Origin of the sequence: Komagataeibacter sp. FNDCR2 (genome assembly GCF_021295395.1) — a bacterium.
Lineage (GTDB): Bacteria > Pseudomonadota > Alphaproteobacteria > Acetobacterales > Acetobacteraceae > Komagataeibacter.
Genome location: NZ_JAIWOU010000001.1, coordinates 846477 through 870602, shown reverse-complemented (window position 1 = coordinate 870602; position 24126 = coordinate 846477). Strand labels below are relative to the sequence as shown.

Here is a 24126-nt window from a genome sequence, read left to right as displayed (position 1 = left end):
GGGAACGCACGATGTCGATCAACATCCTGATGCCGGCGCTTTCCCCCACCATGAAGGAAGGCAAGCTGGCCCGCTGGCTGAAGGCGGAAGGCGACAGCATCGCGTCTGGTGACGTGATCGCGGAAATCGAGACGGACAAGGCCACGATGGAAGTCGAGGCCGTGGACGAAGGCGTCATGGGCCGTATCCTGATCCCGGAGGGGACGGAGGGCGTGGCCGTCAACGCGCCGATCGCCATACTGGTGGCGCAGGGCGAAAGCGTGCCCGATGCGCCCACGCCAGCCGCTGCACCGGCGGCCCAGGCCGCGGCAGCTACAGCCAGCCCCGCGTCTGCCAGTCCCGCTCCGGCGGTTGCGGCCAGCCCGGCCGCGCCGGTTGCCGCCACGCCGGGCGGAAGCCGGATTTTCGCATCCCCGCTGGCGCGCCGGATCGCAGCGCAGAAGGGGATTGATCTCGCCACGCTGAAGGGCAGCGGCCCCAACGGGCGTATCGTGCGCCGGGATGTGGAACAGGCGGTGCAGGCTCCGCCCGCCGCCGCCGCCGCCGCGCCTGCGCCCCGGGCCGCCCCGGTTGCGGCAGTCGCGGCAGGCGGGTACGAAAGCGTGCCCCATTCCAGCATGCGCAAGGTCATTGCCCGCCGCCTGACGGAAGCGAAGTCCACCATTCCGCATTTCTATGTGGAAATGGATGTGCAACTGGACGCGCTGCTGGCGTTGCGCAGCCAGATGAACGCGGCCTCACCCGCGGATGGGCCGGGATCGTACAAGATTTCCGTCAATGACATGCTGATCAAGGCGGTGGCGGTCACGCTGCGCCGGGTGCCGAAAGTCAACGTGTCCTACACGGAAGACGCGGTGCTGGTTTACAACGACGTGGATATTTCCGTTGCCGTCTCCATTCCCGATGGGCTGATCACACCCATCGTGCGGCAGGCCGATACCAAGAGCCTGCGCCAGATCAGCCTGGAAACACGCGATCTCGTGGCGCGCGCGCGCGCGGGCAAGCTCAAGCCGGAGGAATTCCAGGGCGGCACCTTCTCCATCTCCAATATGGGGATGTACGGGGTGAAATCCTTCTCCGCCATCATCAACCCGCCACAGGCCGCGATCCTGGCCATTGCCGCGGCTGAGCGCAGGCCGGTGGTCAGGGATGACGGGATCACCATCGCCACCGTCCTGACCGTAACCCTGTCGGTCGATCATCGCGTGGTGGATGGCGCGCTGGCGGCGGAATGGGTTTCGGCCTTCCGCACCGTTGTGGAAAACCCGATGAGCCTTGTGGTCTGAGGAAATGGTCCAGATGAGCACCACGCAATTTGATGTCATCATTATCGGCGGGGGGCCGGGTGGCTATGTCGCGGCCATCCGCGCCGCCCAGCTCGGGCTGAGCACCGCCGTGGTGGAGGCCGCCCAGCTTGGCGGCATCTGCCTCAACTGGGGCTGTATCCCGACCAAGGCACTGCTGCGCGCGTCCGAAATCAACCACCTGCTGCACGATCTCGACGCCTTCGGGTTCGCGGCGGATAACGTCCGTTTCGACTTTGCAAAGGTCGTCAAACGCTCGCGTGATGTCTCGGCCCAGCTTTCCGCCGGGGTGAGCCACCTGCTCAAAAAGCACAAGGTCACGGTCATCAACGGCTTTGGCAGGCTGGCGGGGGTTCAGGGCGGGCAGCGCAAGGTCTCGGTCAGCCGCGATGGCGCGGAAACCGCCGTGCTGACCGCGCCCGACGTTATCGTGGCCACGGGCGCGCGGGCGCGCGTGCTGCCGGGCCTGGAGCCCGATGGCAGGCTGATCTGGTCCTATCGCGAGGCCATGACACCGACCGCCCTGCCGCGCAGCCTGCTGGTGATCGGGTCTGGCGCGATCGGGGTGGAATTCGCCTCGTTCTACCGCAACATGGGCGCCGAGGTGACGATTGTGGAGGTGGCCGACCGCATCCTGCCGGTGGAAGATGTCGAGATCAGCACCTTTGTCCGCAAGGCCCTTGAAAAACAGGGCATGAAGATCCTGACCGGCGCGAAGCTGGGTGCGATCAGGAAGGGCGACAACGACGTTACCATCGATGTCACGGCAGGCGGGAAGACGCAGCCGGTCACGGTGGAGCGGGTCATCTCCGCCGTGGGTATTGTCGGCAATGTCGAGAATATCGGGCTGGAAGGCACCGCGATCGAGGTGGCGGGCACCCACATCAAGGTCGATCCCTACTGCCGCACGGGGGAGAAGGGGGTTTACGCCATCGGCGATATCGCGGGCGCGCCCTGGCTTGCCCACAAGGCCAGCCATGAGGGCGTGCTGGTAGCCGAACTGATCGCGGGGCGCACGGTCCACCCGATCAATCCGCTCAATATTCCCGGCTGCACCTACTGCCGCCCGCAGGTGGCCTCCGTCGGGATGACGGAAGCCCGCGCGAAGGAAGCGGGCTACAAGCTCCGTGTCGGGCGTTTCCCCTTCATCGGCAATGGCAAGGCCATCGCCATGGGTGAGCCGGAAGGGCTGGTGAAGACCATATTCGACGCGGCGACCGGCGAACTGCTGGGCGCGCACATGGTCGGGCCGGAAGTGACGGAAATGATCCAGGGCTATGTCATTGCCCGCACGGGCGAACTGACGGAGGCCGAACTGAAGGAAACGGTCTTCCCCCATCCCACCATCTCCGAAACCATGCATGAGGCCGTTCTGGCGGCGTATGACGGCGCGTTGCATATCTGATCGTGCGGTTGTGATCCGTTCCCGTGGGGAAGGGGGTATGAACGCTTGACGCGGTGCGGCAGGCGTTACACTTCTGGCTATCGACCTGTTTGCAGGGATTTTATGTCATGTCTGTGCGTGTGATGATCGACCACCGAAAAAACGGGGACCCCGCCCTGCGCCATCCGGAAAAGGCGCACCGGCCCGATAACCCGATCGCGCGCAAGCCTGACTGGATCCGCGTGCGCGCGCCCAGTCACCCGACCTACCATGAAACACGCAAGCTCATGCGTGACAACAAGCTGGTCACGGTGTGTGAGGAGGCGGCCTGCCCCAATATCGGGGAATGTTGGTCCCAGCGCCATGCGACCATGATGATCATGGGCGAAATCTGCACCCGCGCCTGCGCGTTCTGCAATGTCACGACCGGCCTGCCCCATGCGCTCGATCCCGATGAACCGGAACGGGTGGCCGATGCGGTGGCCCGGCTCGGGCTGCGCCATGTGGTCATTACCTCGGTGGATCGTGACGATCTGGCCGATGGGGGCGCGCAGCATTTCGCCCGGGTGATCGGGGCCATACGCGCCAGCGCGCCCGACACCACCATCGAGATCCTGACCCCTGACTTCCTGCGCAAGCCCGGCGCGCTGGAGGTGGTGGTCCGTGCGCGGCCCGATGTGTTCAACCATAATCTGGAGACCGTGCCCCGGCTCTATCCGGGCATCCGCCCCGGTGCGCGCTATTACCAGTCGCTGCGCCTGCTTGATGATGCGAAGCGGCTGGACCCGTCCATCTTCACGAAATCGGGACTGATGCTTGGTTTGGGGGAAGAACGGGCCGAAATCCTTCAGGTCATGGATGACCTGCGGATAGCGGACGTTGATTTCATCACGCTGGGGCAATATCTCCAGCCTACGGTCAAGCATGCTGCGGTAGCCCGGTTTGTAACGCCTGATGAATTTGCCGATTACGCGGCCATGGCCCGTGTAAAGGGCTTTCTTCAGGTCAGTTCCTCCCCGCTTACCCGGTCTTCGTATCATGCGGATTCTGATTTTGCGGAACTGCGCGCCGCCCGTGAACAGCGTCTGCGGACGGAGCGTGGCGCTATGGAGAGTATGTGATGCCTACCCATGCCGAACGTCGGCTTATTGCCTATTCCCCCGATCAGCTTTTTGATCTGGTGGCCGACGTGGGGAAATATCCCCAGTTTCTGCCATGGTGTACCAGCGCGCGCGTGCGCACGCGCACGGCTAACGAACTTGTCGCGGATCTGACCATCGGGTTCGGTCCCTTCCGCGAGACATTTACCAGCCGCGTTCAGCTCGAGGCCCCCGGCACCATCCGCGTCACGTACGAAAAGGGGCCATTTCGCTATCTGAACAATGTATGGACGTTTACGCCGGATGCGCGTGGATGCCTGGTGGATTTTTTCGTGGACTTCGAATTCCGTTCGCGCCTGTTGCAGGCCGCGATCGGCGTGGTCTTTAACGAAGCCGTGCGCCTTATGGTTTCCGCCTTCATCCGTCGCGCACGCGATATTTACGGGCAGCCGCGAACGCCGGTCCCCCAGCCGATCGGTCCGGCTGAAGCAGGCAACGCCTGAGCCCACCCCCGCCAGACCGGATCGAGACCATCATCATGAAAAAACTCATCCCCGCCTTTGCCGGTGGCCTTGTGCTATTGACGATGCTGCATGCCTCCGCCGCTCCCGCGCCACAGCCTGCCCCCGGCAGTGATGCGGAAACGGCGGAACTGAACGCCCGCAGCCTGCAAGATGCGCGAGCCTCGCTCAAACCCCGGCCGGCGGCGCAAAAGGCTGCGCCGCAGCAGGCTCCCCAGGCCGTGCAGGCGGCTGGCACGGGCGAGACATCCAGCCCGATCCGTGTGCCGATGACAGGCAGCACCGTCGCGGGGTATTAGGCAGCACATCTGGTGCCGGGCGAATACAGGTGATGGATAAAAAATAAACCTTTCCGGGCGTCGCCTTTTTTTCAATCAGGCAGCCGCCTATTCGGCCGCCAGCCGTCCGGCATGGTCCAGCAGCAGCGCCATGGCGGTTCGCACCGCCTGTGCCCGCACTTCCCCCCGTTTGCCGGGAAAGACATGGGATATGGTGTCAACCTGTCCACCGCCCGCCACGCCAAACCATACCAGCCCCACCGGCTTGTCCGGCGTGCCCCCGCCCGGCCCGGCAATGCCGGTAATGGCGATGGACAGGGTGGCGTCGGGAGTATGTGTCAGCGCCCCCTGGGCCATGGCGGCCGCGACCTCGCGGCTGACGGCGCCATGCCGTTCCAGCAATGTGCCGGAAATACCCAGCGTATGATGCTTCATGCTGTTGGAATAGGTGACGAAGCCCCCGGCAACCACATCGGACGACCCGGCCGCATGGGTCAGCGCCGCCGCCAGTAGTCCGCCGGTACAGCTCTCCGCCGTGACGATACGACAGCCCGCCGCGTGCAGGCGTTTCAGGGCCTCGGGCATGTGGGCAAGAAAAGTGTCAGGCAACATCTGCTACGTTCTCCATTTCTGGCGCGGTAACGCTTCAGGCAAGGAAACGGATGCCGGTCAGGATGGCCGCGGCCATGAGCCCCGCCACAATGTCGTCGCCCATGATCCCCAGCGCGTCATGCCGCCGGTCGAACCAGCCCACCGGGCCGGGCTTGGTAATGTCGAACAGGCGGAACAGCGCGAAGGCAAGCAGCAGCCACAGCATATCCGCCCAACGGAGTGCTGACAGCGGCAGGGGTGCGAGCGGGCACATGGCCAGCCACATGCCCGCCACCTCGTCAATCACGATCCAGCCATGGTCCTCGCCATGGGAGACGAGATCCGTCGCCCGCCAGCCCACGACCGTGCAGACGATAATGGCCAGCGCCATCCATGATCCATGCGCCAGCAGCGGCAGGCCCACCACCAGCGCGCTCAGCGACCCCACGGTGCCGGGGGCGCGGGGCGCAAAGCCCGCGCCGCAGAAGCTGGCGATGAGACGGGCAGGGGACATCGCCATCAGTTCTGCTCCAGCGCCGGATCAGTCGCCTGATAAATGGCCATGTTCTCCTCCACCCTTTCAACGTAGTTGCGTGTCTCCCCAAAGGGAATGCTCTCGATCCAGTCCAGCATGGCGTCGGGCGCCGGGGTGTCGCGCGCGGGGTTACCCAGTGTCAGCAGCCAGTTGTCGGCCCGGTGCGGCCCGGCGTTATAGGCGGCGGCCACATACGGGATGACACTGCCCAGACGCTGCGCGATATCCGCCAGATAGGCCGCGCCAAGCCGCATGTTCAGTTGCGGGTCGGTCAGGGTGGTGGCGCTGACATGCACATCCGTAAGCCCGAGTTTGCGCGCCACCTCGCGCGCCGTGGGCACCATCATCTGCATAAGGCCCACGGCATGCGCCGGGCTGACCACGCTGGCGTCAAATCCGCTTTCCTGCCGCGCCACGGCCAGCTGCATGTCGGCGGGCAGGATTCCGGGCGGCGGCGTATAGGGGCGGGGCCAGCCTTCGCGCACCAGTGTCAGCCCGTCACGCCCGGCCAGGCGGGCCACCATCACGGCGGCGTCGGGTATGTCCAGCCGGGTGGCCATGCGGGCGGCCAGCACATGCTTCATCGCGCCGGTATCCTGCGCGTCCAGCGCCAGAATGAAATCACGCGCGTGATGCCGGTCGCCCCAGGCCACCAGGATTTCGGCGGCGCGGGCCAGTTCCGCCGTATCGAAGCGCACGGCGTCGGCTACGGTGGGGGTAGGTTCCTTCTGTTGCAGCAGGAAGGCGCGGATCTGCCGGCCCGCCTGGTCAGGCACCAGCAACTGGTTCACGCGGTTGCCCGCCAGCCACGCGATGGCCATCTGCCCGTAAAACGTATTGGCCAGTTGTGCCGCCTGCCGCCATTGCGCCCGCGCCGCGTCATGCCGCCCCCGCGCCCACAGCGCGCGCCCCATCCAGAACAGGCCCCGGCTGCGTGTAAGGACGGGCACCGCCTGCGCCAGTGGGGCAAAATCGGCCTGTGCGCGCTCCGCGTCATTCAGGTATTCAGCCCTGATCCAGCCGGTCAGGAAGCGGGCGTCATACTGGTTGGCCGAACCGATGTCGGCGGTGTCATCGGCCATGAACAGCGCGTCATCCGCCCGCCGGGCCTGAAGCAGGTCACGGGCCAGCCCGTCGCGTTCGCGCCAGAACAGGGCGGCGGTGGCGGGGGGGAGGTGTTTTTCGGTCTCGACCCCGCGTTCGCGCCACAGGGCCAGCGCCGCATCGGGTTGCTGGGCATGGCGCAGCCAGCGCAGGTGATCGAGCAGCAGCGCCGCATCGGCCTGCTGTTCCGGTGGCACGGCGGCAAGTGTCCCTTCCGCCTGCGGGTCATAGCGGCGCAAGGCCAGACGGGCGCGGGCAATGGGCTGCTGCGTGGGGTCAAGCAGCGCGATCTGCCGGCTGGCCGCCTCCACCATGCCCGCGCGTTCCTGCCGGTCGAAGCGCTGCCAGTTATCCTCACGCCCCAGCGCCGGGCCAAAACCGGCAAGCAGCGCCTGCGCATCGGTGGCGTTGTCGGCACGGCGGACCCAGACATCGCGCGCCCAGTCATTGAGCCGGGGCGGGCGGGGGGTAACGCTGTTGCACCGTAGCAGCGCAGGCACGTCATTGAGCGTCAGAAGCGGGCATAACCGCGCGACGGTGGCGTCATCCGGTTCCGCCGTAAGGGCCTGCTGGAAACGGGCCAGCAGGATGGGGCGCTGCGGCCATGACGGATTTTCGTGCAGGAAGGTCGCGTATTCATCGGCACTGCCACCCACGGGGGAGAGCAGGCGCAGGTACACCAGCAGTTTCGCCGCGATGGGGTCGTCATCGGCATTGCCGGTGGCGGCCTGCGCCGGTGTGGGCCACTCACCCTGCGCCCCGGGTGGCGGGGCAGGGGGCGCGGGTGTGGCGCGGGCGCCATGCAGGGCGAGTTGCCCCGCCAGCGCCAGCCCCGCCGCCTTGCCCAGCCACCGGCAGGCGCGCGGGATCATTACGCGCCACCCATATGTGTCCAGACCTCGCCACCACCCTTTACGATCAGTTCAATCGCCACGAACAGCACCACCAGCAGCCCGATCCATGAAATCCAGCGGTACCGCTCCAGCAGCCGTGCGATCAGCGCCGCCGCCACGGCCATCAGCGCCACCGAAAAGACCAGCCCCGCTACCAGCACGCCCATATGTTCCCCCGCCGCCCCCGCGACCGCCAGGACATTATCAAGGCTCATGGACAGGTCGGCCACGATAATGCGGATAATGGCGCTGCGCAGCGATCCGGGGGCCTGTGTACCATCTTCGGCATGGGCCGGGCCATGCATTTCGCGGTACATGCGCCAGCATACCCACAGCAGCAGCAGCCCCCCCGCCAGCGTCAGCCCGACAATGGCCAGCAGCCGGACCGCGACCAGCGCCAGGCAGATACGGATCAGCGCCGCCCCCAGCACCCCCCACAGGATGGCGATTCGGCGCGAACGGTGGGGCAGGTTGCGCACCGCCAGTCCCACCACGACGGCGTTATCCCCCGCGAGTGTGACGTCAATCAGGATGACCTGAACCAGCGCGTAAAGGGCGGAGGGTGAAAAAATGGCGGACATGGGCGGGTATGATCCTGACTGGTGGGGCAGTGTGAACGGGCCGGGGCTTCACGACTTCTTTATGCCGTTCTCTGCCCACATCATGCAATCGCGCCCGTGATGACAGATGATGGCGGCCCCGTGATGAAACGGGCGTGAATTAAGGAAGACGCACGCGACAGAATTGGTTAGGAAGGCGGCCTGATCCCGATTGTGTCGCTGAGTTAAGGAAGCCCGAGAACATGGTACCGCGCTATACCCGCCCCGTCATGGCCGCCATCTGGTCGCCCGAGAACCGCTACCGCATCTGGTTCGAGATCGAGGCCCTGGCCTGCGAGGCCATGGCGGAATACGGCGCGATTCCCGCTGAATCCGCCCGGACCATCCGTGAAAAGGGCGATGCCGCGATGGCCGCGTTCTCCCAGGCCGACCTTGACCGTATTGACGAGATCGAGGCCGAAACCCGGCATGACGTCATCGCCTTCCTGACCTGGCTGGCCGAGAAGATCGGCCCCGACAGCCGCTTCGTCCATCTGGGCATGACGTCGTCCGATGTGCTGGATACCTGCCTGTCGGTGCAGATGGTGCAGGCGACCGACCTGCTTTTGGAAGATCTGGACGCCGTGCTGGCGGCGCTGAAGCGCCGGGCGTTCGAGCATAAATATACCCTGACCATCGGCCGCAGCCACGCCATCCATGCCGAGCCGACATCCTTCGGGCTGAAGCTGGCGGGGCATTATGCCGAATTCGCGCGCAACCGCGCCCGCCTGCTCCGCGCGCGTGAGGAGGTGGCCGTCTGCGCCATTTCGGGCGCGGTCGGCACCTACGCGCATATCGACCCGCGCGTGGAGGAATACGTGGCCGGCAGGCTGGGCCTGAAGCCGGAGGATGTCTCCACCCAGGTGATCCCGCGTGACCGGCACGCGGCCTATTTCTGCGCGCTGGCGGTCATCGCCAGCGGGATCGAACGGCTCGCGACTGAAGTGCGCCATCTCCAGCGTTCGGAAGTACGTGAGGCGGAAGAGTTCTTCCACAAGGGGCAGAAGGGCTCCTCCGCCATGCCGCACAAGCGCAACCCGGTCCTGTCGGAAAACCTGACCGGCCTTGCGCGGCTTGTGCGCTCGCACGTCATTCCCGCGCTGGAAAACGTGGCCCTGTGGCACGAGCGCGACATCAGCCATTCCTCGGTCGAGCGCAACATCTGCCCCGATGGCACGATCGGTCTCGACTTCGCGCTCATGCGCCTGGCGGGCATGATGGAAAAGCTGGTTGTCTATCCCGACCAGATGCAGGCCAATATCGACAGCCTGGGCGGCGTCGTGCATTCGGGCGAAGTGCTGCTGGCGCTGGCGCGCGCCGGAATCCTGCGTGAAGACGCCTATCGCATCGTCCAGCGCAACGCGATGGCGACATGGACCCGGCTGGGCCACAAGGATGCGAAGACCTTCCGCGAAAATCTGGAGGCCGACCCCGAAGTGGCGGGCCGCGTGCCCCCCGAGGTGCTGGATGCGGCGATGGACAGCGCATCGCATCTGCGCTCTCTTGACCATACCTTCATCCGCGTCTTTGGCGAGACGGGCCCCGCACGGAGCTGAACCGGCCCGTGGCCTGACGGAAACAACAGCAGGATACTGGCGCGTGTGTACTGTCGTCATCTCTCACGATCCGGATCAGGAATGGCCGCTGCTGCTGGCGGCCAACCGTGATGAACGCCTCGACCGCCCCTGGCTGCCGCCGGGGCGGCACTGGGCCGGGCAGCCCCAGGTCATCGGCGGGCAGGACCGTGTGGCGGGCGGGTCGTGGCTGACCCTGAACGACGCGGGCGTGGTGGCCGGGATCATGAACCGGGTGGGCAGCCTTGGCCCCGCGCCGGGCAAGAACTCACGCGGGGCGCTGCCGCTGCTGGCCGGAGGCTTCGCCACCGCGAATGAGGCGGCCGGCCATATCGGCACGATCGACGCAGGCGCATGGCGTTCGTTCAACATGATCGTGGCGGACCGGACGGACGCCTTCTTCATCCGCGGTCCCGGCTACGGCCAGCCACAGGTGGAACGTCTCGCGCCGGGCGTGCACATGGTCGCCACCACCGACCCCGATGACATGGCCATGCCGCGCATCCACCGGCACCTGCCCCGATTCCGCGCGGCGATCCGCCCCGTGCCGCCGGAATGGACGGCGTGGACCACCCTGCTGGCCGACCGTTCGCTGCCCGCGGGCAGCGAGATCAACATCCCGCCGCGCTCCGGCTTTGGTACATGCAGTTCGTCGGCCATTGGTGTCGCGCGGGCGGGGGATGGCCGCCGGTCATGGTTTTTCGCCCCCGGCGCGCCCGACCGCGTGGGCTACCATCCGGTCAATCTGGACGCCTGAAGCGGGCAGGCGAGGTAAATGGTATCTTCCCGGCCGGAACGCTGCTATGGCATGCGCATTATTCGGGATCATGCCGACAACGGATCCCATAGATCAGGGGAGGGGCCGCTCCCGGCCCGTCCCCACAGCGTTATGTGAAGGATGAGTATGGGCCGCCGCCGCCAGCTTTACGAAGGAAAAGCCAAAATCCTTTTCGAGGGGCCAGAACCCGGTACTCTCGTGCAGTATTTCAAGGATGACGCCAGCGCCGGGAACGGCGCGAAAAAGGGCATCATCACCGGCAAGGGAGTGCTGAACAACCGCATCAGCGAACACCTGATGCTGCGCCTGCACGATATCGGGATTCCGACCCATTTCATCCGCCGCCTCAACATGCGCGAGCAGCTGATCCGGGAAGTCGAGATCATCCCGCTTGAGGTCGTGGTGCGTAACGTGGCCGCGGGCTCCCTGTCCAAGCGGCTGGGCATTCAGGAAGGCACGCGCCTGCCGCGCCCGATCATCGAATTCTATTACAAGAACGACGCCCTGAACGACCCGATGGTGAGCGAGGAACACATCACCGCCTTCGGCTGGGCCTGCCCGCATGACATGGAAGACATCGTGGCGCTGAGCATGCGCGTGAACGATTTCCTGTGCGGCCTGTTCATGGGCGTCGGCATCATCCTTGTCGATTTCAAGCTGGAATTCGGGCGCCTGTTCGAGGGCGACAACATGCGCATCGTCCTGGCCGATGAAATCTCGCCCGATAACTGCCGCCTGTGGGACGCCAAGACCAGCGAGAAGATGGACAAGGACCGCTTCCGCAGGGACATGGGCAAGGTTGAGGAAGCATATCAGGAAGTGGCGATGCGCCTGGGTATCCTGCCCGAGGCCACGAATTCCGACATGAAGGGACCGGAGGTAATGCAATGAAGGTGCGCGTGACCGTCATGCTGAAGGAAGGCGTGCTCGACCCGCAGGGCAAGGCGGTGGAACATGCCCTGCATGTGCTGGATTTCGGCAATGTGGGCGAAGTGCGCATTGGCCGCGTGATCGAGCTGGAAGTGGACGAGACCGACCCCGCCCGCGCCCGCGCGCAGGCCGACGCCATGGCGCGCGCGCTGCTGGCCAACCTCGTGATCGAGGATTTCGTGACGGAGGTCGTTGGATGAACCGCGCTGCCCGCCTTCTCGCCCTGGCCGGCGCCATGGCCGTGGCCCTGCCGGTGGCCCAGGCCGCCGCGCAGCGTGTCTCGCGCCTTGATGGCAACAGGCTTGGGGCCATGTGCACCAAGGCCGGTTCCACCGGGCTGTGCGATGCCTATATTTCCGGCATCGCGGATTCCGTGACCCTTGCCCACCTGTTCGAACGCAATGCGGAAAAGGACAGCAGGGATGTCGCCGCCTTCTGCATCGCGCCGTCCGTCGATACGGCGGATATGCGCGGCAAGGTGGTAAGCTGGATGAAGGCGCATCGCGACGGGCTGAACCGCCCCGCAGGCGAGGTCGTCTTTACCGCGCTGCATGACTCCTACCCCTGTGGCGGCGGCAAATGAAGGCGGCGATCGTAGTTTTTCCCGGCACCAACCGCGAACGCGACATGGCGATCGCGCTGCGGGGCGTGACCGGACAGGCCCCGGCCATGGTCTGGCATCGGGATACGGCGCTGCCCGCCGGGCTTGATCTGGTGGTGCTGCCCGGTGGTTTCAGCTATGGCGATTACCTGCGCTGTGGCGCCATGGCCGCGCACGCGCCGATCATGGCCGCCATTCGCGATTTCGCGCATAAGGGCGGCCATATCCTGGGTGTGTGCAACGGCTTCCAGATCCTGACGGAAGCCCAGCTTCTGCCCGGCGCGCTGCTGCGTAACGCGGCGTTGCGCTTCCTGTCGCAGGACTGCTTCCTGCGGGTCGAACGCAATGACACGCCCTTTACCCGCCACTGGGCGCGCGGCGATGTCTTCCGCACCCCCATGGCGCATGGTGATGGCAATTACATCGCCGAGGCCGAGACCATCCGCGCGCTGGAGGATACCGGGCGCGTCGCCTTCCGCTACGTGGCGGAGAACGGGCGGATGGATGCGGGCGATCCCGCGCTCAACCCCAATGGCAGCATGAACGCCATTGCCGGTGTGTTCAGCGAGAACCTGCGCATCTGCGGCATGATGCCCCACCCGGAGGATCTGGTGGATCCGCTGATGGGGGGCGAGGATGGTAAACCCCTGTTTACGGGACTTGTGGAGGCTCTGGTCGGATGAGTGCAAAGTTACCGCGCCCCGTTGACGAGGCACTGGCGCGCGAATTCGGCCTGACAGCGGAAGAATACGGCAACGTCCTGTCGATCATGGGCCGCACGCCCTCGTTCACGGAACTGGGCATCTTTTCGGTCATGTGGTCGGAACACTGCTCGTACAAATCATCCCGCGCCTTTCTGCGCACGCTGCCCACCACCGCCCCATGGGTGATCCATGGCCCCGGCGAGAACGCGGGCGTGGTCGATATCGGGCAGGGGCTGGCCGCCATCTTCAAGATGGAAAGCCATAATCACCCCTCCTTCATCGAGCCCTATCAGGGTGCGGCGACGGGCGTGGGCGGCATCCTGCGCGATGTGTTCACCATGGGCGCGCGCCCCGTCGCCAACCTGAACGCGCTGCGCTTTGGCGACCCCAACAACCCGCAGACCCGCCGCATTGTCGATGGCGTGGTGCGCGGCGTGGGGGGCTACGGCAACTGCGTGGGCGTGCCGACCGTGGGCGGCGAGATCAACTTCCACCCCGCCTATGACGGCAACCCGCTGGTCAACGCCATGACCGTGGGCGTCGCGCGGCAGGACCGCATCTTCCTTTCGGCGGCGGCGGGAGTTGGCAACCCGGTCATTTACGTGGGGTCGAAGACCGGGCGTGACGGAATCCATGGGGCCACCATGTCCTCATCGGAATTTGATGAAGACGCGCTGGCCAAGCGCCCGACCGTGCAGGTGGGCGACCCCTTTGTCGAGAAACTGCTGATCGAGGCGTGCCTCGAACTGATGGCGACCGATGCGATCGTGGCCATTCAGGACATGGGTGCTGCGGGCCTGACCTCATCCGCCGTTGAAATGGCGGGCAAGGGCGGGGTGGGCATCGACCTCGATCTTGACAACGTGCCCCAGCGCGAACGCGGCATGAGCGCGTATGAGATGATGCTGTCCGAAAGTCAGGAACGCATGCTGATCGTGCTGCGCCCGGACCGCACGGAACAGGCGCGCGCCATTTTTGACAAATGGGAACTGGATTTTGCCGTCATCGGCCACCTGACCGATACCGGCAATATCGTGATCCGCCACAAGGGCGCGGTCGAGGCGGAGATCCCGCTCGCCCCGCTGGCCGACCAGGCCCCGGTCTATCACCGCCCGACCGCACCCGCGCAGCCACCATTGCCGCTGGAGCCGATCATCGACCCGGTGGGCACCGAGCAGGCGCTTATGCGGCTGATCGGTTGCCCGGATCTCGCCTCACGCGCATGGGTGTACAACCAGTATGACAGCACGGTCGGTGGCCAGACGGTCCGCCGCCCCGGCGCCGCCGATGCCGCCATCGTCAAGGTGGAGGATACGGATCTCGGCCTCGCGCTGACCACGGACTGCACGCCGCGCTACTGCCGCGCCAATGCGAAGCTGGGCGGCGCCCAGGCCGTGGCGGAAGCCTGGCGCAACATTACCGCAACCGGCGCGCGCCCGCTGGCGGTGACGGATAACCTCAACTTCGGCTCCCCCGAAAAGCCCGAGGTGATGGGCCAGTTCGTCGATGCCATCGCGGGGATGGGCGAAGCCTGCCGCGCGCTCGACTTCCCGGTCGTGAGCGGGAATGTCTCGCTTTATAACGAGACGCGCATGCCCGATGGCACCTCGCAGTCCATCCTGCCCACCCCCGCCATTGGCGGCCTGGGCGTGCTGGAGGATGTGCGTCTGGCGGTCGGTCTGGAAATGCCCGATGGCTGCGACATCATGCTGCTGGGCGAGACGAAGGGCCAGCTTGGCCAGTCCATCTGGCTGCGTGAAATCCTGGGCAGCCAGGATGGCGATCCGCCCACGCTCGACCTTGCGGCGGAGCGGCGCAATGGCGATTTCGTACGCGAGCTGATCGGCAGCGGCACCATTGTCGCGTGTCATGACGTGGCCGATGGCGGGGTTCTGGTCGCGGTGGCCGAAATGGTCATGGCGGGACAGGCGGGCTGCGTGCTGGACAGCCCGCAGTCAGGCATGCGGCCCGAGGCGTTCTGGTTTGGTGAGGACCAGTCCCGCTACATCGTGGCGGTGCGTGATGGCACGGCCCTTGCGGGCATGGCTGAACGGGCCGGTGTACCCTGTCGCAGGCTGGGCCGGTCAGGGGGGCAGGGTTTGACATTGCCCAACGGGTCTACAATATCCAAGGAACGTCTGGTCGCAGTGCATTCCGAATTCTTTCCGCGACTGATGGACCGATAGGCAGGAGCTTGAAGCCAGATGGCAATGACGGCACAGGAAATCGAAACCTACATCCGCGAATCTCTGCCGGATGCGAAGATCACGATCGAGGATCTGGCAGGTGACGGGGATCATTACGCATGCAGCGTGGTGAGCGAGGCTTTTCGTGGCCTGTCGCGCGTGCGGCAGCATCAGATGGTTTATGATGCGCTACAGGGGCACATGGGCGGCAAGCTCCATGCACTGGCGCTACAGACGCAGACCCCCGAGCAGGTCTGAACGGATTTTCCCTTATTTCCAACGCAGGAAACACACTCATGGCTGAAACAATCGCACAGCGCATCCAGACGCAGATCGATACCACCCCCGTCATGCTTTACATGAAGGGTGACGCCAACTTCCCGCAGTGCGGTTTCTCCGCGCGCGTGGTGGAAGTGCTCAAGCACATGGGCGTGCCGTTCAAGACCGCGAACGTGCTGGAAGATGCCGAACTCCGTCAGGGGATCAAGGATTTCTCCAACTGGCCGACCGTGCCGCAGCTTTACATCAAGGGCGAGTTCATTGGCGGCTGCGATATCGTGACGGAAATGTACCAGACCGGTGAGCTGGAAAAGCTGCTGACCGAAAAGGGCATCGCCACCGCCGCCGCCTGATCGGGCGGCGCCGCAGGGCAGGTTAACGGGCGGGCGGGGCAGGAATGTCCCGCCCGCTTGCATTTTGGGCACAACATCCCTTGCGCGGTTGCCGTTCTTTCGCCTAGCTTCCTCATGGTTCAGGAATCATGGGGGGGATGCGGATGCGATACGGTGACTTGCGTTTTGCTACAATGCTGCTGCTTGGCGCAGGTCTGATCGGAAGCATCTCAACCCCGGCCCATGCCCGGACCCATCCCGTGACCGAGAGCGAGGCCGACCGCCTGACCCTGGGCGCGCTGATCGCGCCACCGCCGCCGGTGCGCCATGTGGCCTATCACCACGGCAGCGGCCACGCGCCCGTCGTGCTGGCGGCCCATCATGGAACCCCCGCCCATACGCGACGGACGATGGTGCACACCATCGTCTATCACCCGCATGGCGCGGCTACCCACCATACGCATACCGCGCCCGTCCGGCATCGTACCTGAGGTTCAGAACTGCCTGAAGGCGTCGGGTATCCATTCGATGGCATTGCCGGGCAGCACGGCGCAGACATCAAAGCGGATGCTGTCATAAACCCAGTCCGGGTTGGTCGCGCACAGGTGCCGCGCGGCATTCATGATGCGGCTGATCTGTGATGGACGGATCGCCTCGCCCACCCCCAGAAGCGAGGGGCGGGCCTTGACCTCCACGAACACCAGACAGCCCCCGTGCAGCGCCACCAGATCTACTTCCCCCCAGCGCGTGCGGGCGCGGTGCAGCAGGACCTGCCAGCCCCGTGCCCGCAGATGGGCAATCGCGGCGTGTTCGGCGGCCAGCCCGTCACTGAAGGCCCGCCTGCCACGCCGTTGCCGGCGCGATGGAATCCTCACGTCATCTTTGGTCAAGGTGCCTCCCCTGGCGGGATGTTGCTGTGTAAAATACGCCTGCTGGAATATAGAAAGGCGGAGAAATGATTTCCTGGCCGGGTAAACGGCGCCTGTCCCGGGTAGGATATGTGGCATGATCTTCCATACCTTCACCATATGGGATTTTTCCCTGCTGCTGGTGCGGCTGTGCATCATTGCTGTCGTCATGGTGCGTGTCCTGCTGACCAAGCGCGATGTCGGGGCCTCGATCGGGTGGATCGGCGTGACCGTGCTGATGCCGCTGACCGGGGGCATCCTGTATTCCATGTTCGGCATCAACCGCGTGCACCGGCGCGCGCGGCGTATGGTGGGGCAGCACCCATGGCGCAGCCGCACCATGTCGTCCCACTGGCGCAGGGAGGAGGAAGGGGATTTCGCCCCGCTGGCCTCCATGGTGAGCAAGCTGACCAGCCGGCCCCTGCTCAGCGGCAATTCCGTCATTCCCATGCATGATGGCGATACGGTCTATCCCCGCATGCTCGACGCCATAAACGGCGCGCAGCACAGCGTATTGATGTGTTCCTACATCTTCCGCGCCGACAGTATCGGCCAGCAGTTCTGTGCCGCCCTTATCGCCGCGCATAAACGTGGCGCGCAGGTGCGCGTGCTGGTGGATGGCGTGGGGTCGGGCTATTTCAACTGCGGGGTAGGGCGCATCCTCCGTCGCGCCGGTGTGCCGATCGGGCGGTTCATGCATTCCATGCTGCCGTGGCGCATGCCGTTCATCAACATGCGCGACCACAAGAAAATACTGGTGGTGGACGGGCGCATCGGCTTCATGGGCGGCCTGAACATAGGGGAGGAGAATATCGCGGCCTCCCACCCCCGGCATCTGGTGTCGGACACGCATTTCGAACTTCAGGGGCCGGTCGTCCACCAGTTGAGCGAGGCTTTCGCACGGGACTGGGCCTTCACACGCGGTGAGGAACTGAAGGCCGACATTTTCTTCCCCTCCCAGGTCGGCAACGGGTCGATCCTGAGCCGTATCGTGACGGCGGGGCCGGATCTGGATCTGGAAAAGATCGAATATACGATGCTCCAGGCCTTTACGCTGGCGCGCCACAGCATCCGGATCATGACGCCATATTTCCTGCCTGATGACAGGTTCCTGACCGAACTGGCGCTGGCGTCGCTGCGGGGGATCGAGGTGGATATCGTGGTGCCATGGCATAGCAACCACACGCTGCTGGACTGGGCGCGTGCGGCCAACCTGCCGCGCTTTCTGGACTCCGGGTGCCGGATATGGCTGGCGCGACCGCCGTTCAACCATTCCAAGCTCATGGTGGTGGACCGGCACTGGTCCTTCGTGGGCAGTTCGAATCTGGACGTGCGCAGCCTGCGCCTGAATTTCGAGATCAATCTCGAATCCTATGACGATACGCTGGCCACCTCGATTGACGCCTTCATCGCCATGCACCGCCATGTGCGCCTGACGCATCATGATCTGGACCGGCGGTCCTTCCCACGCAAGCTGCGTGATGCCGCCGCCCGGCTTCTGCTGCCTTACCTGTAGGCCCGGCCGCCAGAGGGCTTGAGCAGCACCGATATGGGGCGGTGGTCGGAAGCATAGTTCTCGATCACACGGCGCTCAAGGCATGTCAGGCCCCGCACCAGACAGCGATCAAGGCGGATGGGCAGCATGTCGGCCATGCGGTGGGTGGGCGCGCGTGGTCCCACATCGTGAAAATGCCGGATCAGGGCGGGACCGACCTGGTTGAAATCCCCCAGTATCGCGGCCTGCTGCGGCAGGATCTGGACCACGCGGCGCAACTGCCGGCGGTTGAGCAACTGCCCGTGCGAGAGATGGACATTCGCCACCACAAGGGACCGGCATTCCACAATCTGCGCCACCCGGCGGATCAGCGTGCCCGCGGGCAGGGTACAGGTCAGCGGGGGGCGGTGATAGGGCCACGGGCTCCAGCATGCCAGCCCATGGATGCGGCCGGGCAGGGGGGAACGCGCGTAATGACCGCCGATCAGCGTGGGCAGGGTGTCGATATCCACCGTTGCTTCCTGCATCAGCAGCAGGTCGGGCCGTTCGGTGCGGATCAGGTCGATGACATCGCGCACCGTAGCCCCGATACGGCGCAGCAGGTTCCAGCTTACGACCTTGAGAGCCCCCCCGTCGCGTTCGGGCGGGGCGAGATCCATCTGCGGCGGCATGCCCTGCCGGGGGTGGATGGAGGGCAAGCGGAGATAGGGGCGGGGCAGGGTCATGGTTCGATAAATGGCTCGCGCATTTCGTCAGGCAAGGGGGCGAGGGCATGGGGGTCACCCGCCGCGAATTCGGCCGTAAGCGTATAGCCCACCCCGATCAGGACGGGACCAAGGAAAATGCCCAGCCCCCCGAATGTCAGCACCCCGCCCAGCACGCCCAGCACCGTCAGCAGGTAGGGCATCTGGGCCCCGCGGGCGATGAACATGGGGCGGATCACATGGTCCGCGCCGGAAATGATGATCGTGCCATAAAGCAGCAGGAAGATGCCCCAGCCGGGGTGGTGGGTCAGCAGCAGGAACACGGCGGCGGGAATCCAGATCAGCGGCGCGCCGATGGGCAGCACCGCGATGAACGCCGTGATCGCCCCCAGCAGCACGGGGCTTGAAATCCCCGCGATGGCGAAGCCGATGCCGGTCAGGATCCCCTGTATGATGGCGGTGCCCAGAATGCCGTACACCGTGCCACGGATGGTGCGGCCCACAATGCCCAGTATCCGGTCGGCATAGACTCCGGCAATGCGGCGCACCACGGCCACGAAGGTATTGCCCAGCGCGTCACCGCCCAGCCAGAAAAAGAAGGAGATGAACAGCGCCATGGCCAGATGCGCCATGCCGCTTGCCATCTGCATCATCGCGCTGAGCGCGGATTGCCCGATCCGCCCGGCATAGGGGCGGATCGCCTCGTCTATGCTGCCCACATCGGCCGACCATTTCTGCCATTTATCCACGATTTCGGGGCCAAAATGCGGAATATGCGCAACCCGCGCGGGCAGGGGCGGCAGGTGCAGCGCGCCCACCGTATCGACAACATACTGCAAGGTGGCCGGCACATCGGCAATGCTGCTCGACACCACGATGACCAGCGGCACCACGAGCACCAGCGCGCACAGCAGCGTCATGACCAGCGCGGCGGGCAGCAGGGACATGCTGGCGCGCAGCCGCACGAAGACCGGCCATGTGGAAAAGGTCAGGATCGCGGCCCATAACAGCGCGCTGATAAAGGGATACAGGATCAGGACGCAGCCGAATGCGATCCCCCCCAGCATCAAGCCCATCATGATACGTTCGACCATATGGCTGACGTACCCCCTCCCACGCGGAAACAAAAGACAAATGTTCAGGACTTTTGTTCCCGCGCGCTATGCTGCACCCTATGGCGCACAGACAGTTCCTACAGACCGGGAGAAGGTATGCATCCGCTGATCTCAGCCAGTGATCTGGCCCGCGCCATGCAACACGATAACATCCTCGTGCTGGATGCCAGCATGGCGCTGCCCGGCCAGAGCTTCGACCCGCAGCAGCGCTTCGCCAACGCGCATATCGCGAATGCGGTGCGCTTTGACATCGACACGTTTTCCGACCCGGACTCGCTTCTGCCCCACACGATACCGGGGCAGGCCCGCTTCGCACGGCTGGCCAGCGAGCGCGGCATGGCCAATGACCGGCGCATTGTGTTCTACGATCAGGACGGCATGGCCTGTGCGGCGCGCGGGTGGTGGCTCACCAGCCTGTTCGGTCACGGGCAGGTGCAGGTGCTCGATGGCGGCCTGCCCGCATGGAAACGCGCGGGCCTGCCGCTGGAAACCGGGCCGGACCTGCCCGCCCCGGCGCCTTTCGTCAGCCGCCCGAGCTACAGCCGCCTGCGGGGGCAGGGTGACGTGCTGGCCATCGTGCAGGGGCACATGGCGGGGCTGATCCTGGATGCGCGCAGCCGCAACCGCTTTGAAGGCCGCGATCCCGAACCCCGCCCGGGCCTGCGCTCGGGTCACATGCCGGGCGCGCGCAGCCTGCCCTATACCGAACTGCTTGATGACAACGGCCGCTTCCTGCCCGCCGATACGCTGAAGGATATGTTCACCGCCCTTGGGGTGAATGGCACCACCGCCGTCACCTGCTCATGCGGCAGCGGCATGACAGCCTGCGTGATCGCGCTGGGGCTGGCGAGTGTGGGTATGGGAGCCGGGGCCGCCGCCGTTTATGACGGTTCATGGGCTGAATGGGCGTCCACGCCGGGTTCGCCCATCGTGACCGGCGCATAGGAACGGACGACAGACATGACCAATCCCGTGGCGGAAGTGCCCGAGGCCCTGATGGAAAGCGTGGTGCGCGGCTGGCGCGACCTGTCCACCCGGCTTGTCCAGATCGGACGCGACAGGCCGGAAGGCGGGGCGGGCATTTTCGTCAACCCGCCGGTTACCCGTGGCTCCACCGTGCTGTTTTCCAGCCTTGAGGCGATGGATGCCGCCGGCCAGCGCCGGTATGATGATGAACTGATCTATGGCGCCATGGGCACGCCGGTGCAGCACCGGCTGGAACAGGCCATTGCCGAAATCGATGGCGGCAGATACGCGCAGATCGTGCCATCGGGGCTGGCGGGTTGCGCGTTGCCGTTCCTGGCCTATGTCAGCGCGGGCGATCACTGCCTGCTGTCCGATTCCGTGTACGGCCCCACCCGCCGCTTCGCGGACAGGGTGCTGCGCCGTTTCGGGGTGGAGGTGACCTATTTCCCCCCGCTGGCGGATGAAGATGACCTGCGTACGCTGGTCCGCCCCACGACCCGCGTCATTTATGCCGAAAGCCCCGGCAGCCATTCGTTCGAGGTGCAGGACATCCCCATGCTGGGCCGCCTTGCCGCCAGCATCGGCGCGCGCCTGATCGTGGACAATACATGGGGGATCGGCCTGTTCGATCCCTTTGCCGCGGGGGCGCATGTATCGGTGCAAGCGCTGACGAAATACCCGGCCGGCCATTCGGATACGATTATCGGCGCGGTGAGCGTCGCGTCGGAACAGGACTGGCGGCTGCTGCGTGACACCGCCATCCAGACGGGCCAGACGGCCGGGCCGGATGACTGCTGGCTGACCCTGCGCGGTCTGCACACCATGGGCGTGCGGCAGGAGCGGCAGGCGGCGACGGCCATCGCCGTGGCGATGTGGCTGCGCGACCGGCCCGAGGTGCGCCGCGTGCTGCATCCCGCACTTCCGTCCTGCCCGGGGCATGAAAACTGGAAGCGTGATTTCCGCGGCGCGTCGTCACTGTTCGGGGTCGTGTTCGATCCCGCCTTTGACGAGACGGACATGGCCGCGATGATCGACAGCCTGACCCTGTTCGGTATCGGGGCGTCGTGGGGGGGGTATGAAAGCCTTGTGCTGCCCACAACGGGCAGTATCTCGCGCTCATGCGCCTCGGTCACGCAGGGCGGGCCTGCCTGCCGCTTTCACATCGGGCTGGAATCGGGCGAAAGCCTGGTGGCCGACCTGGAGCGCGGGCTTGGGCGTATGGCTGCCGCCCGTGGCGGGCGTGCCGGAACCTGACGTAGATCAAGGCCGCCCATGGGCGGGAATGGGACACGTTATGTTGAAGAGATACCCGGCCCCCGGTTCCCCATGGCGGGGCGCCCGGGCGGGCGGGGGACGATGGCCCTGTTGCAGGGCCATGATATTGGAACTGAAGGTGCAAGATGGCTGGAAAGATGAAGGCGGCGGTGGTGCGGGAATTCGGCAAGCCGCTGACGATTGAGGAACTCGATATTCCGCAGATCAGGCCGAACCAGATTCTGGTCAAGGTCGATGCCTGCGGCGTATGCCATACCGACCTGCACGCCGCGCGCGGTGACTGGCCCACCAAGCCCAACCCGCCCTTTATCCCAGGGCATGAGGGGATCGGCCACGTGGTCGAGGTCGGTTCCAATGTCAGTTGGGTCAAGACGGGCGATGTGGTGGGCGTGCCGTGGCTGTATTCCGCCTGCGGGCATTGCGAACACTGCCTGGGTGGGTGGGAGACGCTCTGCGCAGAGCAGGAGGATACCGGCTATTCCGTGAACGGCTGCTTTGCCGAATATGTGGTGGCCGACCCGAACTATGTCGCGCACCTGCCCAAGGATATCGACCCCATCCGCACGGCCCCGGTGCTGTGCGCGGGGCTTACGGTGTACAAGGGCCTCAAGATGACCGATACGCGCGCGGGGGAATGGGTCGCCATTTCGGGCGCGGGCGGGCTGGGGCAGATGGCCATCCAGTATGCCGTGGCCATGGGGCTGAACGTGGCCGCCGTTGACATCAGTGAGGAAAAACTGGCCGAAGCCCGCAAGCTGGGCGCGCGCGTGACCGTGAATGCGCTGAAGGACGATCCCGTCGCCTACATCCAGAAGCAGACCGGCGGCACGCATGGCGTGCTGGTCACCGCTGTTTCCGACAAGGCGTTCAGCCAGGCCATCGGCTATGCGCGCCGTGGCGGGACCGTGGTGCTCAACGGCCTGCCGCCGGGTGACTTCCCGCTGTCGATCTTTGATATGGTGATGAACGGCACCACCGTGCGCGGGTCGATTGTCGGCACCCGGCTCGACATGATCGAGGCGCTGTCCTTTTTCACCGATGGCAAGGTCTCGACCGTGGTCAGCACCGACAGGCTGGAAAACATCAACACCATTTTCGACAATCTTGAGCATGGCCGCGTGCAGGGGCGTGTCGTTCTCGACTTCCGCAACGGGGCCTGAGGCAACCCTAACCCCTTTATGGCGTTCTGTTTTACAGGTATGGCATGGCGGCCTGTCCGCCATGCCGGTGTCATGAACGAAGGACGGGTACGGATATCATGAAAAAAACGGTGATTCTGGCGGGGCTATGTGCGGTCGGTCTGAACATGGCGATGCTGACACCGGTTATGGCCGATACATGTGACGGTGTAACCGACCATGCGGAATGCGAGGTACGCCTCAAGGCCCATGAAACCGGGCGCGCCACCAGTGAAAAAGCCCATGAGGCCGGCGAAAAGACCGATCAGGCCGCCGGAAGCGCCAAGAACTGGGGCAATAAAACCGGCAGGAAGCTGGATAAATGGGGCCACGAGACAAAAGGCGACATGAGCCAGTTCTTTACCGGCCACCGCTAAGATGCTTTTTGAAGATAACTGATTGATAAAAGCCAATAAAAATTTTTGGAAAAAGCTTTTCCAACAAACGGCCTTTAATTTGCACAGGTTCACATATGAAAAAAGGGAGGCACGACATGTGCCTCCCTTTTTTCATGTCATTCCCGAAGTGGGTCAGGAATGATGGTGATCCGCTGATTCATGTTCGCGCCAGCCACCTTCGATCGCGTGCAGGAAGGTCTTGAAATGCTTCTTCACCTCATCGGGGGAGGCCTTTTCCATGACATCCTTTTTCGCGGCGGTCAGGATCGCCGCGGCGTGGATGAGGGCGGCGTGGATGGTGTCGTTGGGTTCGCGGCTCATGTCATGATCTCCTGATTGCGTCCGTGCGCCACGATGGAAGATGCACCCTGTCATGACAACCGGGTGGCCTGCA

28 protein-coding genes are annotated in these 24126 nt (G+C 64.9%); 20 read left to right on the top strand and 8 right to left on the bottom strand.

What is annotated here, in order from left to right; all coding sequences use genetic code 11:
* Positions 1-11: 11 nt before the first annotated feature.
* From LDL28_RS04010 to LDL28_RS03990, 5 genes are all read left to right on the top strand, one after another.
* Entirely contained in the window at positions 12-1286 is a 1275-nt protein-coding gene (locus LDL28_RS04010; protein WP_233057321.1) for a pyruvate dehydrogenase complex dihydrolipoamide acetyltransferase, read from the top strand.
* Between the two features lie 13 nt (positions 1287-1299).
* Positions 1300-2709 (top strand): dihydrolipoyl dehydrogenase, encoded by a 1410-nt coding sequence (gene lpdA, locus LDL28_RS04005; protein ID WP_233057320.1) that lies wholly within the window; start codon positions 1300-1302, stop codon positions 2707-2709.
* A 107-nt stretch (positions 2710-2816) separates the two neighbouring features.
* Positions 2817-3809: a lipoyl synthase gene (gene lipA / locus LDL28_RS04000; RefSeq protein WP_233057319.1), complete on the top strand. Its 993-nt coding sequence runs from the start codon at positions 2817-2819 to the stop codon at positions 3807-3809.
* Complete coding sequence (locus LDL28_RS03995) at positions 3809-4291, top strand: type II toxin-antitoxin system RatA family toxin (protein ID WP_233057318.1); 483 nt, start codon at positions 3809-3811, stop codon at positions 4289-4291. The genes lipA and LDL28_RS03995 overlap by 1 nt, the downstream gene beginning before the upstream one ends.
* A gap of 35 nt (positions 4292-4326) precedes the next feature.
* Entirely contained in the window at positions 4327-4608 is a 282-nt protein-coding gene (locus LDL28_RS03990) for a hypothetical protein (protein WP_233057317.1), read from the top strand.
* Between the two features lie 87 nt (positions 4609-4695).
* Here the strand turns inward: LDL28_RS03990 and LDL28_RS03985 are convergent, their stop codons facing one another.
* Genes LDL28_RS03985 through LDL28_RS03970 form a run of 4 tightly spaced genes read right to left on the bottom strand, consistent with a single transcriptional unit; the run spans position 4696 to position 8291 of the window.
* The gene (locus LDL28_RS03985) at positions 4696-5199 is read right to left on the bottom strand and encodes a CinA family protein (RefSeq protein WP_233057316.1); all 504 of its coding nucleotides are present in this window, start codon (positions 5197-5199) and stop codon (positions 4696-4698) included.
* Positions 5200-5233: 34 nt separating this feature from the next.
* Positions 5234-5692: a phosphatidylglycerophosphatase A gene (locus LDL28_RS03980; protein ID WP_233059178.1), complete on the bottom strand. Its 459-nt coding sequence runs from the start codon at positions 5690-5692 to the stop codon at positions 5234-5236.
* A 5-nt stretch (positions 5693-5697) separates the two neighbouring features.
* A complete protein-coding gene (locus LDL28_RS03975) occupies positions 5698-7689 on the bottom strand; it encodes a lytic transglycosylase domain-containing protein (protein ID WP_233057315.1) in 1992 nt (663 codons plus the stop codon).
* Entirely contained in the window at positions 7689-8291 is a 603-nt protein-coding gene (locus LDL28_RS03970; protein WP_233057314.1) for a YjbE family putative metal transport protein, read from the bottom strand. The genes LDL28_RS03975 and LDL28_RS03970 overlap by 1 nt, the downstream gene beginning before the upstream one ends.
* Before the next feature lie 221 nt (positions 8292-8512).
* On the opposite strand from LDL28_RS03970, the gene purB reads away from it, so the two are divergent.
* The 10 genes from purB to LDL28_RS03920 all read left to right on the top strand — a co-directional run bounded on the left by purB (position 8513) and on the right by LDL28_RS03920 (position 16184).
* The gene (purB, locus tag LDL28_RS03965) at positions 8513-9865 is read left to right on the top strand and encodes an adenylosuccinate lyase (protein WP_233057313.1); all 1353 of its coding nucleotides are present in this window, start codon (positions 8513-8515) and stop codon (positions 9863-9865) included.
* Positions 9866-9908: 43 nt separating this feature from the next.
* Positions 9909-10640 carry an NRDE family protein gene (locus LDL28_RS03960; protein WP_233057312.1) on the top strand — a complete coding sequence of 244 codons (732 nt, stop codon included), beginning with the start codon at positions 9909-9911 and terminating at the stop codon, positions 10638-10640.
* 147 nt (positions 10641-10787) lie between these two features.
* A complete protein-coding gene (gene purC / locus LDL28_RS03955) occupies positions 10788-11552 on the top strand; it encodes a phosphoribosylaminoimidazolesuccinocarboxamide synthase (protein WP_025813963.1) in 765 nt (254 codons plus the stop codon).
* Entirely contained in the window at positions 11549-11791 is a 243-nt protein-coding gene (gene purS, locus LDL28_RS03950; RefSeq protein WP_233057311.1) for a phosphoribosylformylglycinamidine synthase subunit PurS, read from the top strand. Before purC ends, purS begins: the two co-directional genes overlap by 4 nt.
* The gene (locus tag LDL28_RS03945; protein WP_233057310.1) at positions 11788-12174 is read left to right on the top strand and encodes a Rap1a/Tai family immunity protein; all 387 of its coding nucleotides are present in this window, start codon (positions 11788-11790) and stop codon (positions 12172-12174) included. Before purS ends, LDL28_RS03945 begins: the two co-directional genes overlap by 4 nt.
* On the top strand, positions 12171-12875 hold the full coding sequence (gene purQ, locus LDL28_RS03940; RefSeq protein WP_233057309.1) for a phosphoribosylformylglycinamidine synthase subunit PurQ: 705 nt from the start codon (positions 12171-12173) through the stop codon (positions 12873-12875). The genes LDL28_RS03945 and purQ overlap by 4 nt, the downstream gene beginning before the upstream one ends.
* Positions 12872-15082 (top strand): phosphoribosylformylglycinamidine synthase subunit PurL, encoded by a 2211-nt coding sequence (purL, locus tag LDL28_RS03935; RefSeq protein WP_233057308.1) that lies wholly within the window; start codon positions 12872-12874, stop codon positions 15080-15082. Before purQ ends, purL begins: the two co-directional genes overlap by 4 nt.
* An 18-nt stretch (positions 15083-15100) precedes the next feature.
* Positions 15101-15340 (top strand): BolA family protein, encoded by a 240-nt coding sequence (locus LDL28_RS03930; protein ID WP_025812728.1) that lies wholly within the window; start codon positions 15101-15103, stop codon positions 15338-15340.
* A 38-nt stretch (positions 15341-15378) separates the two neighbouring features.
* Positions 15379-15714 (top strand): Grx4 family monothiol glutaredoxin, encoded by a 336-nt coding sequence (gene grxD, locus LDL28_RS03925; protein WP_233057307.1) that lies wholly within the window; start codon positions 15379-15381, stop codon positions 15712-15714.
* Between the two features lie 143 nt (positions 15715-15857).
* Positions 15858-16184 (top strand): hypothetical protein, encoded by a 327-nt coding sequence (locus tag LDL28_RS03920; protein WP_233057306.1) that lies wholly within the window; start codon positions 15858-15860, stop codon positions 16182-16184.
* A gap of 3 nt (positions 16185-16187) precedes the next feature.
* On the opposite strand, the gene LDL28_RS03915 is transcribed toward LDL28_RS03920, so the two are convergent.
* Positions 16188-16583 (bottom strand): YraN family protein, encoded by a 396-nt coding sequence (locus LDL28_RS03915; protein WP_370636221.1) that lies wholly within the window; start codon positions 16581-16583, stop codon positions 16188-16190.
* Positions 16584-16698: 115 nt separating this feature from the next.
* Here LDL28_RS03915 and LDL28_RS03910 point away from each other — a divergent pair, with 115 nt between their 5' ends.
* Entirely contained in the window at positions 16699-18117 is a 1419-nt protein-coding gene (locus LDL28_RS03910; RefSeq protein ID WP_233057305.1) for a phospholipase D-like domain-containing protein, read from the top strand.
* Here LDL28_RS03910 and LDL28_RS03905 read toward each other — a convergent pair.
* Both LDL28_RS03905 and LDL28_RS03900 read right to left on the bottom strand, forming a co-directional pair.
* A complete protein-coding gene (locus LDL28_RS03905) occupies positions 18108-18821 on the bottom strand; it encodes an endonuclease/exonuclease/phosphatase family protein (RefSeq protein ID WP_233057304.1) in 714 nt (237 codons plus the stop codon). The genes LDL28_RS03910 and LDL28_RS03905 overlap by 10 nt on opposite strands.
* Entirely contained in the window at positions 18818-19894 is a 1077-nt protein-coding gene (locus LDL28_RS03900) for an AI-2E family transporter (RefSeq protein WP_233057303.1), read from the bottom strand. Before LDL28_RS03900 ends, LDL28_RS03905 begins: the two co-directional genes overlap by 4 nt.
* Positions 19895-20011: 117 nt before the next feature.
* Between LDL28_RS03900 and LDL28_RS03895 the strand changes: the two genes are divergently transcribed.
* The 4 genes from LDL28_RS03895 to LDL28_RS03880 all read left to right on the top strand — a co-directional run bounded on the left by LDL28_RS03895 (position 20012) and on the right by LDL28_RS03880 (position 23711).
* A complete protein-coding gene (locus tag LDL28_RS03895; protein WP_233057302.1) occupies positions 20012-20860 on the top strand; it encodes a sulfurtransferase in 849 nt (282 codons plus the stop codon).
* Positions 20861-20875: 15 nt separating this feature from the next.
* A complete protein-coding gene (gene metC, locus LDL28_RS03890; RefSeq protein WP_233057301.1) occupies positions 20876-22135 on the top strand; it encodes a cystathionine beta-lyase in 1260 nt (419 codons plus the stop codon).
* Positions 22136-22281: 146 nt separating this feature from the next.
* Positions 22282-23316, top strand: a complete 1035-nt coding sequence (gene adhP / locus LDL28_RS03885; RefSeq protein WP_233057300.1) for an alcohol dehydrogenase AdhP — start codon at positions 22282-22284, stop codon at positions 23314-23316.
* A gap of 98 nt (positions 23317-23414) precedes the next feature.
* Entirely contained in the window at positions 23415-23711 is a 297-nt protein-coding gene (locus LDL28_RS03880) for a hypothetical protein (RefSeq protein ID WP_233057299.1), read from the top strand.
* Positions 23712-23864: 153 nt separating this feature from the next.
* Here LDL28_RS03880 and LDL28_RS03875 read toward each other — a convergent pair whose 3' ends face one another.
* Positions 23865-24053: a hypothetical protein gene (locus LDL28_RS03875; protein WP_233057298.1), complete on the bottom strand. Its 189-nt coding sequence runs from the start codon at positions 24051-24053 to the stop codon at positions 23865-23867.
* Between the last annotated feature and the right edge of the window lie 73 nt (positions 24054-24126).